The sequence below is a fragment of the Desmonostoc vinosum genome (assembly GCF_059505385.1).
In genome coordinates, this window is record NZ_JCACKM010000161.1 from 1 (window position 1) to 15,272 (window position 15,272).

12 protein-coding genes are annotated in these 15,272 nt (G+C 41.8%); 8 read left to right on the top strand and 4 right to left on the bottom strand.

The window, feature by feature from the left end; genetic code table 11:
- The first annotated feature begins 850 nt into the window (after window positions 1-850).
- From AC5JMF_RS22015 to AC5JMF_RS22040, 6 genes are all read left to right on the top strand, one after another.
- Window positions 851-1,132, top strand: a complete 282-nt coding sequence (locus tag AC5JMF_RS22015; RefSeq protein ID WP_495797844.1) for a 4a-hydroxytetrahydrobiopterin dehydratase — start codon at window positions 851-853, stop codon at window positions 1,130-1,132.
- Between the two features lie 486 nt (window positions 1,133-1,618).
- Window positions 1,619-3,325 (top strand): iron uptake porin, encoded by a 1,707-nt coding sequence (locus AC5JMF_RS22020; RefSeq protein WP_495797845.1) that lies wholly within the window; start codon window positions 1,619-1,621, stop codon window positions 3,323-3,325.
- A gap of 184 nt (window positions 3,326-3,509) precedes the next feature.
- Window positions 3,510-3,947, top strand: a complete 438-nt coding sequence (locus AC5JMF_RS22025) for an RrF2 family transcriptional regulator (RefSeq protein ID WP_495797855.1) — start codon at window positions 3,510-3,512, stop codon at window positions 3,945-3,947.
- A 31-nt stretch (window positions 3,948-3,978) separates the two neighbouring features.
- Window positions 3,979-4,941 (top strand): cysteine synthase A, encoded by a 963-nt coding sequence (gene cysK, locus AC5JMF_RS22030; protein WP_495797846.1) that lies wholly within the window; start codon window positions 3,979-3,981, stop codon window positions 4,939-4,941.
- Window positions 4,942-4,956: 15 nt separating this feature from the next.
- On the top strand, window positions 4,957-5,646 hold the full coding sequence (locus tag AC5JMF_RS22035; protein WP_495797847.1) for a J domain-containing protein: 690 nt from the start codon (window positions 4,957-4,959) through the stop codon (window positions 5,644-5,646).
- 153 nt (window positions 5,647-5,799) lie between these two features.
- On the top strand, window positions 5,800-6,672 hold the full coding sequence (locus AC5JMF_RS22040; protein WP_495797848.1) for a 6-carboxytetrahydropterin synthase: 873 nt from the start codon (window positions 5,800-5,802) through the stop codon (window positions 6,670-6,672).
- A 37-nt stretch (window positions 6,673-6,709) separates the two neighbouring features.
- Here the strand turns inward: AC5JMF_RS22040 and AC5JMF_RS22045 are convergent, their stop codons facing one another.
- Both AC5JMF_RS22045 and AC5JMF_RS22050 read right to left on the bottom strand, forming a co-directional pair.
- Window positions 6,710-7,741, bottom strand: coding sequence for a PrsW family glutamic-type intramembrane protease (locus AC5JMF_RS22045; RefSeq protein ID WP_495797849.1), 1,032 nt, complete (start codon window positions 7,739-7,741; stop codon window positions 6,710-6,712).
- Window positions 7,734-8,654: a class I SAM-dependent methyltransferase gene (locus AC5JMF_RS22050; RefSeq protein WP_495797850.1), complete on the bottom strand. Its 921-nt coding sequence runs from the start codon at window positions 8,652-8,654 to the stop codon at window positions 7,734-7,736. The genes AC5JMF_RS22045 and AC5JMF_RS22050 overlap by 8 nt, the downstream gene beginning before the upstream one ends.
- 360 nt (window positions 8,655-9,014) lie before the next feature.
- Here AC5JMF_RS22050 and mscL point away from each other — a divergent pair, with 360 nt between their 5' ends.
- Window positions 9,015-9,434, top strand: a complete 420-nt coding sequence (gene mscL / locus AC5JMF_RS22055; RefSeq protein ID WP_495797851.1) for a large conductance mechanosensitive channel protein MscL — start codon at window positions 9,015-9,017, stop codon at window positions 9,432-9,434.
- A 186-nt stretch (window positions 9,435-9,620) separates the two neighbouring features.
- Here mscL and AC5JMF_RS22060 read toward each other — a convergent pair whose 3' ends face one another.
- Window positions 9,621-11,312, bottom strand: a complete 1,692-nt coding sequence (locus AC5JMF_RS22060) for a DUF3352 domain-containing protein (RefSeq protein WP_495797852.1) — start codon at window positions 11,310-11,312, stop codon at window positions 9,621-9,623.
- A 486-nt stretch (window positions 11,313-11,798) separates the two neighbouring features.
- Here AC5JMF_RS22060 and AC5JMF_RS22065 point away from each other — a divergent pair, with 486 nt between their 5' ends.
- The gene (locus AC5JMF_RS22065; RefSeq protein WP_495797853.1) at window positions 11,799-14,390 is read left to right on the top strand and encodes a M1 family aminopeptidase; all 2,592 of its coding nucleotides are present in this window, start codon (window positions 11,799-11,801) and stop codon (window positions 14,388-14,390) included.
- Window positions 14,391-14,494: 104 nt separating this feature from the next.
- Here AC5JMF_RS22065 and AC5JMF_RS22070 read toward each other — a convergent pair whose 3' ends face one another.
- Window positions 14,495-14,890 (bottom strand): hypothetical protein, encoded by a 396-nt coding sequence (locus AC5JMF_RS22070; protein ID WP_495797854.1) that lies wholly within the window; start codon window positions 14,888-14,890, stop codon window positions 14,495-14,497.
- Window positions 14,891-15,272: the final 382 nt, after the last annotated feature.

Sequence of the window (15,272 nt, forward strand, 5' to 3'; positions counted from 1 at the left end):
TCACGAACAATTTGTATTCCCTGAAGAGGTACTACCACGTGGTAACGCTCTCTAAGAATCACAAATTTTGAACGATGAATTTATCCCACTGAGCTTTCTTTCATCGTTTTAATATTCAACAAACCCCCGCCAAAAAGCGGGGGTTTTCTATAACTATAGTTAAAATCTCTAAATTTATGTGTTATATTGATTCAAGGTTACAAGCTCAGAGCAATAAGCTCTGCCTTTTTGAGAATAAAGCCGCATAGGCAACAAGGAGGTGATGCCCATGATTGAAAGTAGTAAATGCATGGGTCATCAGGTTGCAGTTAGCCGGCTGTGTGCCGGGGCTGTTCTTTAAAAGTTAGTCTTAGTCATTTTGAGAGACTAAGTTAGCTCAAGTAGCTAGGCTAAGCTAGAAGATCCTTCCGGCAGTCTGGTTGCAACCTGAAGACCCGCTAGACCGCTCTGACTTAGATCATCCGATCTAAATCAGAGCGGATAGTTTTTTATGGGTAGCTTTTATCTTATCTCTATCTATAAGTTCAATACGCTGGGGTTAAAGATTTTTAGTGAAAATTATTGAATAGTAAAGATGCGGCATTGCTGCATTTTTACTGTATTGGTCTAGAGTTAATGTAAATAACTGAAAAGTTTTACTAAAAAAAGAAAAGTATATTTCATTAATATTGACTAATGTGAAAGTGAGTAATCACTTATCTATTAATAGAGCTTATATGTTTTATTTCTGACTAGAGCCACACATAATAAAGGTGTAAGACCGGAATCAGCAAAGTTTAGGATCAAGAAATTAAGGTTTGTTTTTCTTCTGCTTTTCAGATGTGACAAAGGCTATAGATGGGTTTTTGATATGGCACAACTACTAACTGACACAGAAATTCAACAACAGACAAGCCTTCTCTCTGGTTGGAGCGTTGAAGGGTCTAAGTTACAGACCACCCGTAAATTTAAAGATTTTATCGCAGCAATTGAATTTGTAAATAAATTGGTTGAGCCTGCTGAATCAGCAGGACATCATCCAGACTTAGAGATTTCTTATAACAAAGTCAAGATTACTCTCACAACACATGATGCAGGTGGGTTAACGCAGAATGACTTTGATTTAGCAGGAGTGATTTCTCAAATTAGTTAAATGACTGCTCCCAGTCAGGGATTTCCAAATAAATATCCCATCGCTTTTAGGGCAGGGGGTAGGAAAAGATGAAAGTCCTTTTGATTCGGTAAAATTGGATATTTATTTCTAAGGGTTCCCCAAAGTGCTGAGTATTGAAGCTTTCAGCATTTTAGCTGTAAGTGGGAATGAATCAATACCCTAAACCCTACTCATGACAAGAGTATTTTAGGTAAATACGTGTGACAGTTGTTGAGGCGATCGCTTCGGTCTTGCGATATGAATCAGAGGTTTTATAATCATAAGCTATGAGGCTGTGTTTTTGCATAAGTTAATTCCATATAACTTTAACGATAAGTTAATCAGTTATTAGCCTTGCAAAAACTAAAATTGTAGTATCGGCAACGATGCCTCATCCACAGGTTTTAACCAGACATCGCATTTTTAAGAATTTTAAGTGCGGCGAACACGATCTATCTATACAAGGTGTGAGGAGAAAAGGTAAATATGTCTAATCTCTTATGGAGATCCCTGGTGGTTAGTCCAGCAGTTTTGGGAGCAACTTTGTTAGTTTCAGCAACAGCAATTGCAGCTCCAAATACCACCGCAGAAGTATCATCAGCAAAACCAGGGGTAACAGACCCCACCCAGCAGCCAGAAATATTTGCTCAAGCAACCCTAGACCAAATTAACCGCTACAGCAACGAAGGCAACCAAAACAACTCCCAGTCTCAAGTAACATCGGTATCTCAATTTTCCGATGTTCAACCAACAGACTGGGCGTTCCAAGCGTTGCAGTCCTTAGTTGAGCGCTATGGTTGTATTGCTGGTTATCCCAACAGCACGTATCGCGGTAATCGCGCATTAACCCGTTATGAATTTGCTGCTGGTTTAAACGCCTGTTTGGATCGGGTGAACGAATTAATCGCCACAGCAACAGCTGATTTGGTAACAAAACAAGATTTAGCTACCTTACAAAGGTTGCAAGAAGAATTTTCTGCAGAACTGGCAACTCTCCGGGGTCGCGTAGATACTCTAGAAGCGCGTACCGCCGAGTTGGAGGCAAATCAGTTCTCAACCACCACAAAACTAGTTGGTGAAGCAATTTTTGCTGTAACGGATGTTTTTGGCGATGGCAGTGGCGATTCCAACAACACTGTTTTCCAAGACAGAGTTCGTTTAGACTTGCAAACTAGCTTTACAGGTAGAGACGTTTTACACACTCGCTTGGCAGCTGGTAATGCTTTAGGCTTCGCATTTCAAGATAATGCTGGTAATCAGCTAACTACTGCTGAAGGTACTCAAACATTCCAAATCGGTAGCACTGGTAACAACAGCGTCGAAATAGATCGCTTGACCTATGAAGTTCCAATCGGCCCAGCTCAAGTTTACCTAGCTGCTGCTGGTGGACAACACAGTCATTACGCTGCTGTTAACAATCCTTACTTCTTCGACAAAACCGATGGTGGTAATGGTGCGTTGTCTTCCTTTGCCTCTGAAAGTCCCATTTATCGGATTGGTGGCGGTGCAGGCATAGCACTTAACTTACCACTAGGTCAAGGTGGTAGTATTTTCAAACCTAGCTCAATTACCGTAGGTTACTTAGCATCAGAAGCTAACAACCCTGGTGTGGGCGCAGGTTTATTCAACGGCAATTATGCGGCTTTAGGTCAGTTGAACTTTGCAGTTGGCGATCGCATTGCTCTAGCTGCTACGTATGTTCACGGTTACAGTGGAGCAGGCAGTTCTTTATTTGATGCAGGCGGGATCAGAAATGATGGTCTACCTGTAGTAGGTACTCAACAAGCCAACGCTTTAACTAACGCATCTTCTAGTAATTCCTACGGTGTCTCGGCTGCATTCAGACCCAGCGATAAACTGTCAATCAGCGGTTTCGTATCCTACACCGATGTTACAGGTTTTGGTGCTAATGATGATGCCGAAGTTTGGAGCTACGGCGTTGGGGTAGCCTTACCTGACTTCGGTAAGAAAGGTAACGTATTGGGAATTTTTGCAGGTGCCCAACCCTACGCTCTTAATCGCCCAGGTTTCGGTGGTGGAGACGTACCATATCAGTTTGAAGGTTTCTACAAATATCGCGTATCAGATAATATCTCAATTACCCCTGGTGTGATATATCTGACCTCTCCTGGACAGAACAGCGATACTGATGACGCAATCATTGGTACTCTGAGAACTACCTTCACCTTCTAAAATACTGAGAATCTGAATCTATCTATAATTTTGAACTCTGTTACTCCCCGCCATGAGGCGGGGAGTTTATTTTTGTTGGCAGTAATCAATAAACCCCAGTGATTAACCGGAGTATACTAAGAAAGGGTGAAGGATGAAAAATTTTGATCCTTTATCCTTTATCCTTCATTCTTCATTGTGGCTTGTGGAACTATCGTGTAAATCTGAATATGCAATTCTTGCCCTACTGGAGATGGCTACGCATTACGAAAGCGGCGAGCCGATGCAAATCCGACAAATTGCTGCCCAACAGGACATACCCGATCGCTATCTAGAACAACTACTAGCAACTTTGCGACGTGGGGGTATAGTTAAAAGCCAACGTGGGTCAAAAGGTGGCTACTTCTTGTCACGAGAACCCAGAAAAATTAACCTCTTTGAAATTGTGGAATGCTTGGAAGGGTTAGATGTCCAGACATATCAAGAAGACATTGATCCCAAAAATTTAGACAGCTCCTTGCTAGAAGAAATATGGCAAGAAGCATGTCACGTAGCAAACACTGTTTTACAAAAGTATACACTCCAGGATCTGCGTGAGAAACGAGATGCCCTCAGACAGTTGGACATTATGTACTACATATAATTCAAATACATAAATAACTCAGGACAAAATTATGCGAATAGCTCGTAACATTACAGAAATCGTTGGTCGTACACCTCTAGTACAGTTGAATCATATTCCCCAAGCAGAAAGTTGTGTAGCTCAGATTGTAGTGAAAATGGAAAGCATGAATCCATCTGCATCAGTTAAAGACCGAATTGGGGTGAGCATGATTAATGACGCCGAGGCAGAAGGGTTAATCACTCCTCAAAAGACAATTTTGGTAGAACCTACCTCTGGAAATACTGGAATTGCCCTAGCAATGGCGGCCGCAGCTAAGGGTTATCGATTGGTTTTGACAATGCCCGACACCATGAGTGGGGAACGACGGGCAATGTTACGCGCTTATGGAGCTGAACTAGAATTAACGCCGGGAATCGAAGGGATGAGTGGAGCAATTCGGCGGGCACAGGAAATAGTTAATACTACGCCGCACGCCTATATGTTGCAACAGTTTCGGAATCCAGCCAATGCGAAGGTGCATCGAGAAACTACAGCAGAGGAAATCTGGGAAGATACTGATGGTGAAGTAGATATAATTGTGGCAGGAGTGGGAACAGGTGGTACAATCACTGGTGTTGCAGAAGTCATTAAAGCACGCAAACCCAGCTTTCGGGCGATCGCTGTTGAACCAGCCAATAGCCCAGTTTTATCGGGAGGACGACCAGGAGCGCACAAAATTCAAGGAATTGGCCCTGGTTTCGTCCCTCAAGTGCTAAAGATGGAGTTGATTGATGAAGTGATTACTGTAACCGATGAAGAAGCGATCGCCTACGGTCAGCGTTTGGCAAAAGAAGAAGGGTTATTATCTGGCATTTCTAGCGGAGCTGCTTTATGTGCTGCCATTCGTGTTGCCCAACGTCCAGAAAATGCAGGACGCTTAATTGTGATGATTCAACCCAGTTTTGGCGAGAGATATTTGAGTACACCGTTGTTTCAAGATTTAGAGACAAAGGTAGCCGCTAGCGTCAGCTAACGATAAATTAGATGAATGGTCGATTCTAATCATTACGAAACTCTCAAAGTCAGCCCAACTGCCAGCCAAGCGGAGATTAAGCAAGCTTATCGTCGCTTGGTTAAGTTATTTCACCCTGATAGCAATCAAAAAACAGCAGATAAAGAGCAAATTATCCAAATTAATGCCGCGTATGAGGTTCTGGGTGACACTCAAAATCGTCTTAATTATGACCAAAAGCTACGCAATCAGGCTCAAAAATTCAATAGCGATCGCTACACGCGTACAGCATCGACGCAAAAACAATACCAAGCTACACGGAAAACAGGGCGAGATGCTGATGAACAAGTCGAAGAATGGCTGCGTCTAGTCTATCAACCAGTCAATCGTCTACTTTGTACCATTCTCTATTCCTTAGAGGAACAAATGGAGCAATTAGCCGCAGATCCCTTTGATGACGACCTCTTAGAAGAATTTCAAGAATATCTCCAAGCGTGTCGAGATGATCTTAAACAAGCACAGATAACTTTTCGCTCTCTACCAAATCCCCCTAGTTTAGCAAGAGCAGCAGCTCACCTTTACTACAGCCTCAGTCAAGTGGGAGATGGACTAGAAGAGTTAGCTTACTTCCCTTTGAATTACGATGAGCGCTATTTGCATACAGGTCAAGAACTATTCCGCATCGCTACAAGATTACATTGCGAAGCACAAGCATCTGTTAATTAGTTGTCAAGAGTTAAATAATTCGTAATTCGTAATTCGTAATTAATAGTTAATGTTAAGTTCTTTGAACTGTTGACTCCGCGAAGCGACTGAAATTAGTCTATGCTAGAAGTAGTAAAAGTTTAAGAAATTTTAAATTTTGCTCCCATTATACTCATGCAATGCATTGTAAATCGCCGTGCCCAGTTTTCGGCAAGTCATCGCTATTGGTTGCCAGAACTAAGTGAAGCCGAGAATATTGAGAAATTTGGCCTTTGCTCTAAATTTCCCGGACACGGGCATAACTATGTCTTATTTATCTCCCTTGTCGGTGAATTAGATGAATACGGCATGGTACTGAATTTGTCCGATGTAAAACACGTCATCAAGCAAGAAGTTACTAATCAATTAGATTTCTCTTATCTCAACGATGTATGGCTAGAATTTCAACAAACTCTACCTACCACTGAGAATATTGCAAGAGTTATTTGGCAAAGGTTAGCACCTCATTTGCCTCTAGTCCGCGTGCAGTTATTTGAACACCCCGAACTTTGGGCTGATTATATGGGAAATGGAATGGAAGCTTATCTTAGCATCAGTACTCACTTTAGCGCCGCCCATCGGTTAGCTCATCCTCATCTGAGTAACGAAGAGAATTCAGAGATTTATGGTAAGTGTGCCCGTCCCCATGGACACGGACACAACTACCATTTAGAAGTCACCGTTAAAGGAGAGATTGATTCACGCACCGGCATGATTGTCGATTTAGGTGCTTTGAATCAGGTGATAGAAAATTATGTAATCGAACCATTCGATCACACCTTTTTAAACAAAGACATTCCTTACTTTGCGGAAGTTGTGCCTACTGCTGAGAATATCGCCCTTTACATTAGTAATTTGCTGCGATCGCCTATTCAAAAGTTAGGAGCCAAGCTTCACAAAGTTAAACTGATCGAAAGTCCCAATAATTCCTGTGAAATTTACTGTACAGATTCAGAAGCTAACGCTGTGAATGCAGTAGATAACCAACCAGTTTTAGCACGGGTGTAAATTTGTAGAGACGCGAATAGCGTCTCTGAATACATTTTTAACCTTGAATATACTGACGGCGTGCAGAATGCCACAAATAGAAGTAAATAACCCACGCCAAAATTCCAAATGTAAAATTTAGCAACAAATTGTTAAACAAAAACCGCAGAGTATCAGGATCAAAAAGCTGCGGCAAACTCAAGGGACTAAGAATCCTGGCTAGGAGAAATAACCCAAAAATAGCATTTCCACCCAGCATGAGGGCAAACAGCACTAAACCACGCTGCCAATAACGATGTTGGGGTGTATAACCTGAAATTAAAGTAATTGTGGCCTTACCTTGTACTTTTCGCAGTAACTGCTCTAACCGCCAAAACATCCACACCAAGAAGGGAAATAAACCGTAACTCAGCAATTGTAGAGGTGGTGAGTAACGCCCGGTACTAGATAGAGTATTTACGAGGGCATGACAAACTACAGAATTAATCAGGGAGTAGGGAGTGGGGAGTAGGGAGTGGGGTAAGGAACTTTGTATATGGGTGGTTGCAGAATTTTTGCGTGATTGACTGTTTTGATGTAATCGCGTGGTAGAGGAAATATTTATTGCTAGGGCATATCCCCAAGGGGCAGAAAACATGGCGTGGATTGGCGTACCAATACTACGATCCAGAATCGATGCTGTGCCATGAAACAGATAAACCCAGTTTTCTTGGGCAGTGAATCCAAGAGCAACGGCTATAGTGAAGAGAAAAATACTACTTGGACGTAATCTATACCTACGTTGTAGATAGCAAGTTGGGGCAATAACTGCTATCAACTTACAGGTTTCTTCAATTGGGCCGATCTCTACAAGCTGTCGTGAAGCTACGCCAAAAAGCGATCGCTGAACTTGCCGCCACTCGACAATCTGGTTGGCTACGGTTTCAAAAACCCATTCTAGGCTAAGAGCTAAAAAACCCGATACTGCCCCAGAGATCAAAAACAACAGCAACCACAATAGAGACGGGGCAGAATAAACACGACAATTGTAGTAAGCCAAAAGCAGCAATGGCGGGATGACTGCCCACAGTACTAGAAATAAATCAGCCACTCACCTGAGCAATGATTGTACGGTGCCGATGGGTGTTCTTAGTAATGGTAGGAGTTTGGAAACCCGCCTGAACTATCGCTTGCTCAATGTCTAAAGAAAAATATTCATCCAAATATGGCTCAGTGCTTTTGAGCAGCGTCAAGATGTATGGAGGCATTTTCTGATAAACTTCCGACTGGGGATTCATGTCCATAATCGCTAGATAGCCACCTGGACGCAGCACGCGCCGCATCTCTGCAAAAATCTTTTGGGTTGATGACTGTGGCAATTCATGGCACATCAGAAAAATTGAGACTAAATCAAATGAGGCATCCGGTAGCCCAGTAGATTCGGCATCAGCATGAAGCCAGTTGATTTTAGCCTGACGCTGTTGAGCGCGGTAATGAGCTACAGCTAAGAAATAGGGAGATAAATCTAAGCCAGTAATTTTGGCTTGGGGATAAATTTCTTGGAGAGCGAAAGTACTCAAACCCACACCACATGCTAAGTCTAAAACGTCTTGCGGTTGATTCGGAATTTTCGTCTTGAGAATATCGTGGTAACTTTGGCGTAGTCTAGCATCTCCTTGCGCTCCCGCATCTGGCCAAATCCCGGCGTGGACAGCACAAGCTGCAACTTCTAGCTCAAAAGCTGCTTGCCAGCTGAGATCTCCATCTTCGTAGGCATGGAACGGTCGTAAATAATATTCTGGATAGGAAATTTGTAGGTTTTGGACTTGGGCTAGATCAGTTGCCCAATCACGAGCTTGTAATTTCTCTACCTCTTGTGTCCAAGGTACACCAATTCTTTGCGCGCGTTTAATCATCATTTGACGAGCTTGGTGCTTAGCGATATCAGCCAAAGGCTTGATTGCCAGAATTCCATTTACCAAGCGAGAAGCTAATCCAGGAGCAGTGTTTACAGCAGCAGTCATAAATTAGTTTGCGTTCAACAGCCTTTTCTACTTATGACATACTTACTGCAACTCAGTCCAGAAGAAGATGAATTGCTGCTTGAGAGTTTGCTTGTTTTCTTCGCTGTTGATCACTAATGTCATGAAAGCTTGATAAAAGTAGCCGTGATCAACTGCGTAATCAATCGCACAACAATGACATAAAAATTTCTCTTACCCTCTTACCTATTTCCTATTTTCCAGACATATTTATCTCTATTTAAAGATATTTACCCAAGACTGGTAAAATCTCTGTACTAAGCAAAATCTATCTCAGCAGAGATGGAAACAAGCTTGGTCTCATTTATAAAAAGATTACAACAAACTTTTCCATAACCAATTATGGTAAGAGCAAGAAGAAGAGCAAGCGGTTTTTTAAGAGATTTTCAGGAATTTGCCCTCAAAGGCAATGTACTAGACCTGGCGATCGCAGTGATCATCGGTGCTGCCTTTAGCAAAATTATTACATCTTTTGTAGAAGATATAATTATGCCATTGATCAACCCCTTAGTTGGTGTAGGCGGAGACTGGAGAACAATCACCGTCGGCCCAGGTATTAAGATTGGTCAGTTTATCGGCTCGATAGTGGACTTTATCATCATTGCTTTAATTCTATTTGTGGCAATTCGAGCCTTACAAAGATTCAAGAGACAAGAAGAAGTTGCTGAACCGCCACCAGTAGATGCTAATCTTGTAGCCCAAGAAAGATTAACTGATGCGCTCGATAGACTAACCCAGACAATAGAATCTCGTAACAGTTAGGTTTACGAATTGGTATAAGACAGACCCCAACACAAAACTTGTCGGTTATAGAACCGGGAGACTTAAACCCACGGAACTTGTTAAGGGTAATGGGGAATTGTCATTGATTATTCTCCGCGTCCCCGCGTCCCCGCGTCCCCGCGTCTTCCCCAGTCCCCAGTCCCCAGTCCCCAATCCCCAATCCCCTTACTTGGCAGTTTTTGGTTTGAGAGCTAACAGCATCTCTAATTCACTGGTTGATTTATCGCGGCTGTTAGCAGTAACTCCGATACCACGAATAGAACTTAAGATAGCATTTGCTTCTGCTGGGATTGGTTGACTTGCTCCAGCAATACTATTGATTAAAGAAACGGTTTTATCCATATCTAAATAGAAATAACCGCCATTAGGTTTTTGCAAAGAACCAGTCACAGCCTTAAAGCTCTCACTATTTTCTAAAGATTGATTTTTACGATCTGCGATCGCATCAGCTACAGGGCCACCAATAGCAACAAATACTGTATCTTGATCTAGCCAACCATGGGCTAACAAAGCTCCTTGTTGCGGAATTTGCCATTCTGTGATGTTTTTACCGCTGAGATTCTTTTGGCTAATACTGACTTGTTGTGTTTTTGCTAGGTTATCCAACTTCGTCAAGGTAGATTCGGCAGTTTTGCGATCGCTAGTATCAAATACAAAAGCTCCCCCAAAACCAACACTCTTTAACACACCTTGATTCGATGGAATCGCACCTAAGGCAAATTCTCCATCCATCCACCCAAAAATCTCTTTATCTAAGTCAAGATTGGCTGTTGTTTTTAGTTGGGTGCGGGCTTGTTCAACTACTTGCTTAAACTCTGGATAATCTTTCGATTGTTCTAGCAGCATCTGCCAGCCACGGCTAATGCCATTGCCATTTACTAAAGCGAAGGTATCAATGGGGAACTGTCCAACGATTTTGGCGGGAGTCGTTTGATATTGGAATTTGCTCAGTTGTGGATCTAAATTGGCGATCGCTTTCATCCGCACTCCCGCATCATCAACACCAATCCCCGCTACCATTGATTTCACCTGCTTTAATTGCGCTAGGGTTTGTGGTGGTAACTGTGTTGCTTGGGAACTTGTGGCTATTAATTTTTCAATCATGCCTGCATAGTCAGGTACATAAATTTGCACCAGCGTGTTTTTCACATCCACGCCTTTACCAAAAATATTACTCGCACCCTCTTTACTGGCAAAAGAAGGCTCTCCTTTAAACGTATCAATTGCTTGTTCTACTGCTCGCTTTTCGGGAGCAAACACTATATGAGTATTATTTAATACTACGCTATATGTTGGTTTACCCTTTTCAATAGCTTCTGTGATTTTTTGACCCTTATAGTCAGATTCTTTGATCTGAACTCCTTTTTGCTCTTTGAGTTTATTGGCGAAATTTAAGGCACTGAGTTTATCTTTAATGCCTACTACCATCAAAATATTTGGTTCCTGCTGTGCCACTGGCGTGTTAGGACTTGTAGAATCTCTTTGTTGTGCTGGTTTAGTTGAATTTGGTGGCAAAACAGCAACCATCACACCCCCTACCCAGGGTTTTAAGTCTTTTTCATAAGAAATGTTACTGTCTTTCAATAAATCTTGATTAAAGTCTTGCAGACCTTTGGCGAGCAACTTTTGTGCTTCGGGAGTGCCAAACTGCTCTAACTTTGCCCAAGCTTGAGGATCAGTAGTAATATAAGTTGCAAGCAAAGCCGTTGAAGGCACTACTTTAGCGCTACTCAGAGCGCCTGAGCTGTCTCCTGATGGCCCTTTGACAAACACATAATATGCAACTCCCACTGTGCCTGCGGCAACTACAGCAGCACCAATAGCAGGAATTAAAAACTTTGATTTACTTTCAGACATTGTTATTATCCTCTTTTGGTCAAATTGTTATTGAAGTTGATACAAACGTCATTGTAGAGTTTTCGGATTTATCCGCAACCTCAATTAGTTTATTCGGTATTTACTGACAAAAATAGTATTATTCCAAACTAATAATACACAATTACCTCAAAAAACTTCAGTAAAATGAGCAGCAAATCGGCAATTTTGACGTTATTCATTTCAAAAAAAATAGTCCACTCAACAGCGGCAAGTTATCCTAAGTTATAAGCATTCTTAGGAGTATTTCTACTTAATGGACATCTATCGAGGCCAAGAGACTTTTGACCTGATGACAAAATAGTGTAGAACATCAGATGACATCACAAGAAGTAGATGTAAGAGATTGATTAAAATTTTTCCATAAGCAAGGGGAGTTTTCCCCCTTTGGAAAATTAACCAGATAGCGCTATTTTCTTTTAATACATCTAGCCAGACTTTCCAGGATTAAAAGGTCAGTAAGCATCAATGTCGCAGTTTTATTTTGATACAGGGAATAACGGACACAAGCCTTTTGAATTACCGGGGGCCAAACCACACTATAACCCCGATCGCCCAGGACAGGTAGAGCATATTTTTCTAGACCTCAGCTTGGATATACCTAACCAAAGCTATCAAGGTATTTGTAGCATTAGCCTGTTACCAATCCGCAATGGCATTGATCGTTTGACTTTGGATGCTGTCAACCTGAATATCCAATCTGTACAGGTAGACGAGGTATTGCAAAATTTTGACTACAATGGCGAACAGCTTTCGATCAAACTGTCGGAACCAGCGCCCCTTGGTAAGCGCTTGTTGATTGCGATCGCTTACTCGGTAGAAAAACCGCAACGCGGCATATACTTTATTCAACCAAACAAACACTACCCCAACAAACCTACTCAAGTTTGGACTCAAGGAGAAGACGAGGACTCTCGCTTCTGGTTTCCCTGCTTTGACTACCCAGGACAACTGTCTACCTCAGAAATTCGTGTTCGTGTCCCCAAACCTCTAATTGCTATTTCCAACGGTGAACTGATTAACACTGAAGAGAAGGGCGAGTATAAAATTTACCACTGGTCACAGCAGCAAGTTCATCCCACCTACTTGATGACTTTGGCAGTAGGTGACTTTGCCGAAATTCAAGATGAATGGCAAGGTAAACCAGTGACTTACTACGTCGAAAAAGGACGCGAGGAAGACGCCAAACGCAGCATGAGTAAAACTCCTCGCATGATCGAATTTTTGAGTGAAAAGTATGGCTATCCCTATGCTTTCCCGAAATATGCTCAGGTGTGCGTCGATGACTTTATCTTTGGCGGGATGGAAAATACTTCCACAACCCTGCTAACAGACAGATGTTTACTGGATGAACGCGCTGCTTTAGATAATCGCAACACCGAAAGTTTAGTTGTCCACGAACTTGCACACCAGTGGTTTGGGGATTTGGTGGTGATCAAGCATTGGTCTCATGCTTGGATTAAGGAAGGGATGGCTTCTTACTCAGAAGTCATGTGGACAGAACACGAGTACAATGCTCAAGAAGCCGCTTATTATCGTTTATTAGAAGCTCGTCGTTACTTGAGTGAAGATAGTAGCCGCTACCGTCGCCCAATGGTGACGCACGTTTATCGAGAAGCTATTGAATTATACGATCGCCATATCTACGAAAAAGGGTCTTGTGTTTATCACATGATTCGCGCAGAACTAAAAGACGAATTGTTTTGGCAAGCAATCCAAACATTTGTGCAGGATAATGCTCATAAAACTGTCGAAACTGTAGACTTACTGCGAGCAATTGAAAAGGCAACTGGTAGAAATCTTCTATTCCTCTTTGACCAATACGTTTATCGCGGCGGTCATCCCGATTTTAAAGTGGCTTACACTTGGGATGGAGATGCCAAATTGGCGAAAGTGACGGTGACTCAAACCCAAGTTGCCGCAGACAAAAATGGCAGCAAAAATTTATTTGATCTGAAAATCCCCATTGGTTTTGGCTATACTCAACCAGAAGAACCTGTGAAACTCATCACTTTCACAGTACGGGTAAATGAACGCGAACAAAGCTTTTATTTTCCTTTGGAAAACAAACCTCAATATATCAGCTTTGATGTTGGGAATCATTACTTGAAAACAGTAGCTTTGGAGTATCCAATCCCAGAGTTGAAAGCTCAATTAGAATTTGATCCCAACCCTATTTCTCGTATCTATGCAGCAGAAGCTTTAGCGAAAAAAGGTGGCTTAGAAGCAATAAAAGCATTATCTGCGGCGCTGAAAAATGATCAATTCTGGGGCGTGCGGGTTGAGGTAGCGAAACAACTAGCAGAAATCAAATTAGATCAAACCTTTGATGGGTTAATCTCTGGGTTGAAAGACAAAAATGCTTATGTACGAAGAAATGTAGTAGAAACGCTAGCTCAAATCAAAACCAATGAAAGCTATAAGTTAGTAAAAGATTTGGTGCAAAAAGGTGATCCTAGCTACTATGTAGAAGCAGCAGCAAATCGGGTAATTGGTGCGATCGCAGCTACTAATTTGGACGAAAAACCCAAAGATGACAAAGTCTTAAAGCTGCTAAAATCCACTTTAGAAGAAAAAGCGGGTTGGAATGAAGTAGTCCGCAGTGGTGCGATCGCTGGTTTAGCTGAACTTAAAACCTCAGAAGCAGCCTTAAATTTGTTAACAGAATATACCAAACTCGGTACACCACAACAGCTACGATTAGCAGCAATTCGTGCTTTAGGCAAGATTTCTGTAGGTCAAAACCCGGTGAATTTGGAAAGAATTTTAGAACGACTAGCAGAACTAGCAAAAGAAACCTTTTTCTTAACCCAAATAGCTGTGGCCTCAGCATTAGGACAAATGGAAACCCCCAAGGCGATCAGGATTTTGCGATCGCTTGCCGATCAAACTCCAGATGGACGCGTGCGCCGTTCTGCTGAAGAACAGATTTCCACAGTGCAAAAGAATATTGGTGCAGACAAAACCTTGCGTCAGTTGCGCGAGGAACTCGACGAACTCAAACAACAAAACCAGGAACTAAGAAGCCGTTTAGAAAACTTAGAAGCTAAGTCTAAATAGCCAGACAAATAAGCTGCACAGCCTTGAGTGTTGACTTTTGACTGTTAACCGCTGACAGTTAACAGTCAACAAACTTAGGTCTAATCTAAAAACGTAGCAGCTTACTATGTAGTTTGCACTTTTTCATCAGATGTTTCTTCTGTAACTGTCTTGGAACGAGCTGCCCTGATTTTACGGATGCGATCGCTTTTGCGAACAGCACCCGCCATTTCATACTCACGGCTGTCTTTGCCGTATTTGAAAGCAACTCCAATGAGCATTTTCTCACTTAGTTCAGCTAAAGTTTGTTGCAATTCATTCATCTCAGCTTTAAAAGAATCAATCACAGCTAAAGCGGTATTATGAGCATCTATTTTGCTACGGTATCGCTCAATTAGTTGTATTAAATTTTGCAAGTTGCAAGTATCTCCAAAATCCATATGGGGATCAATTGCTTTGAGTCCAGCAACTCTCAATTCAACTTTTTCTAGAACGCGGTATGTTCGCCTTTTATAGGGCATAAGTATCTTCCTTTTATTGTCCTCTAGAGCTAGCTTGCCTCACCAAAGCAACATCTCAGTTCAGTAATAGCCTCACAAAATTGTTTTAAATAAAACAATAAACTCAGTATTTGCCGCAAAAATAGTAATTTAGTTGATGTAAATAGTAATTTAGTTGATGTAAATAGTAATTTAGTTGATGTAAATAGTGATTTAGTTGATGTAAATAGTGATTTAGTTGATGTAAATAGTGATTTAGTTGATGAATGCAACAATAGCCCTCATTTCCCAACCTCTTCTCCCACACTTGGGAGAAGAGGAGCAATTTCAAAGTCCCTCTCCCAAATTGCTATCCATTACCCGGATCTTTCTTAACAAACAGACAAAATACTTAAAATTAGAC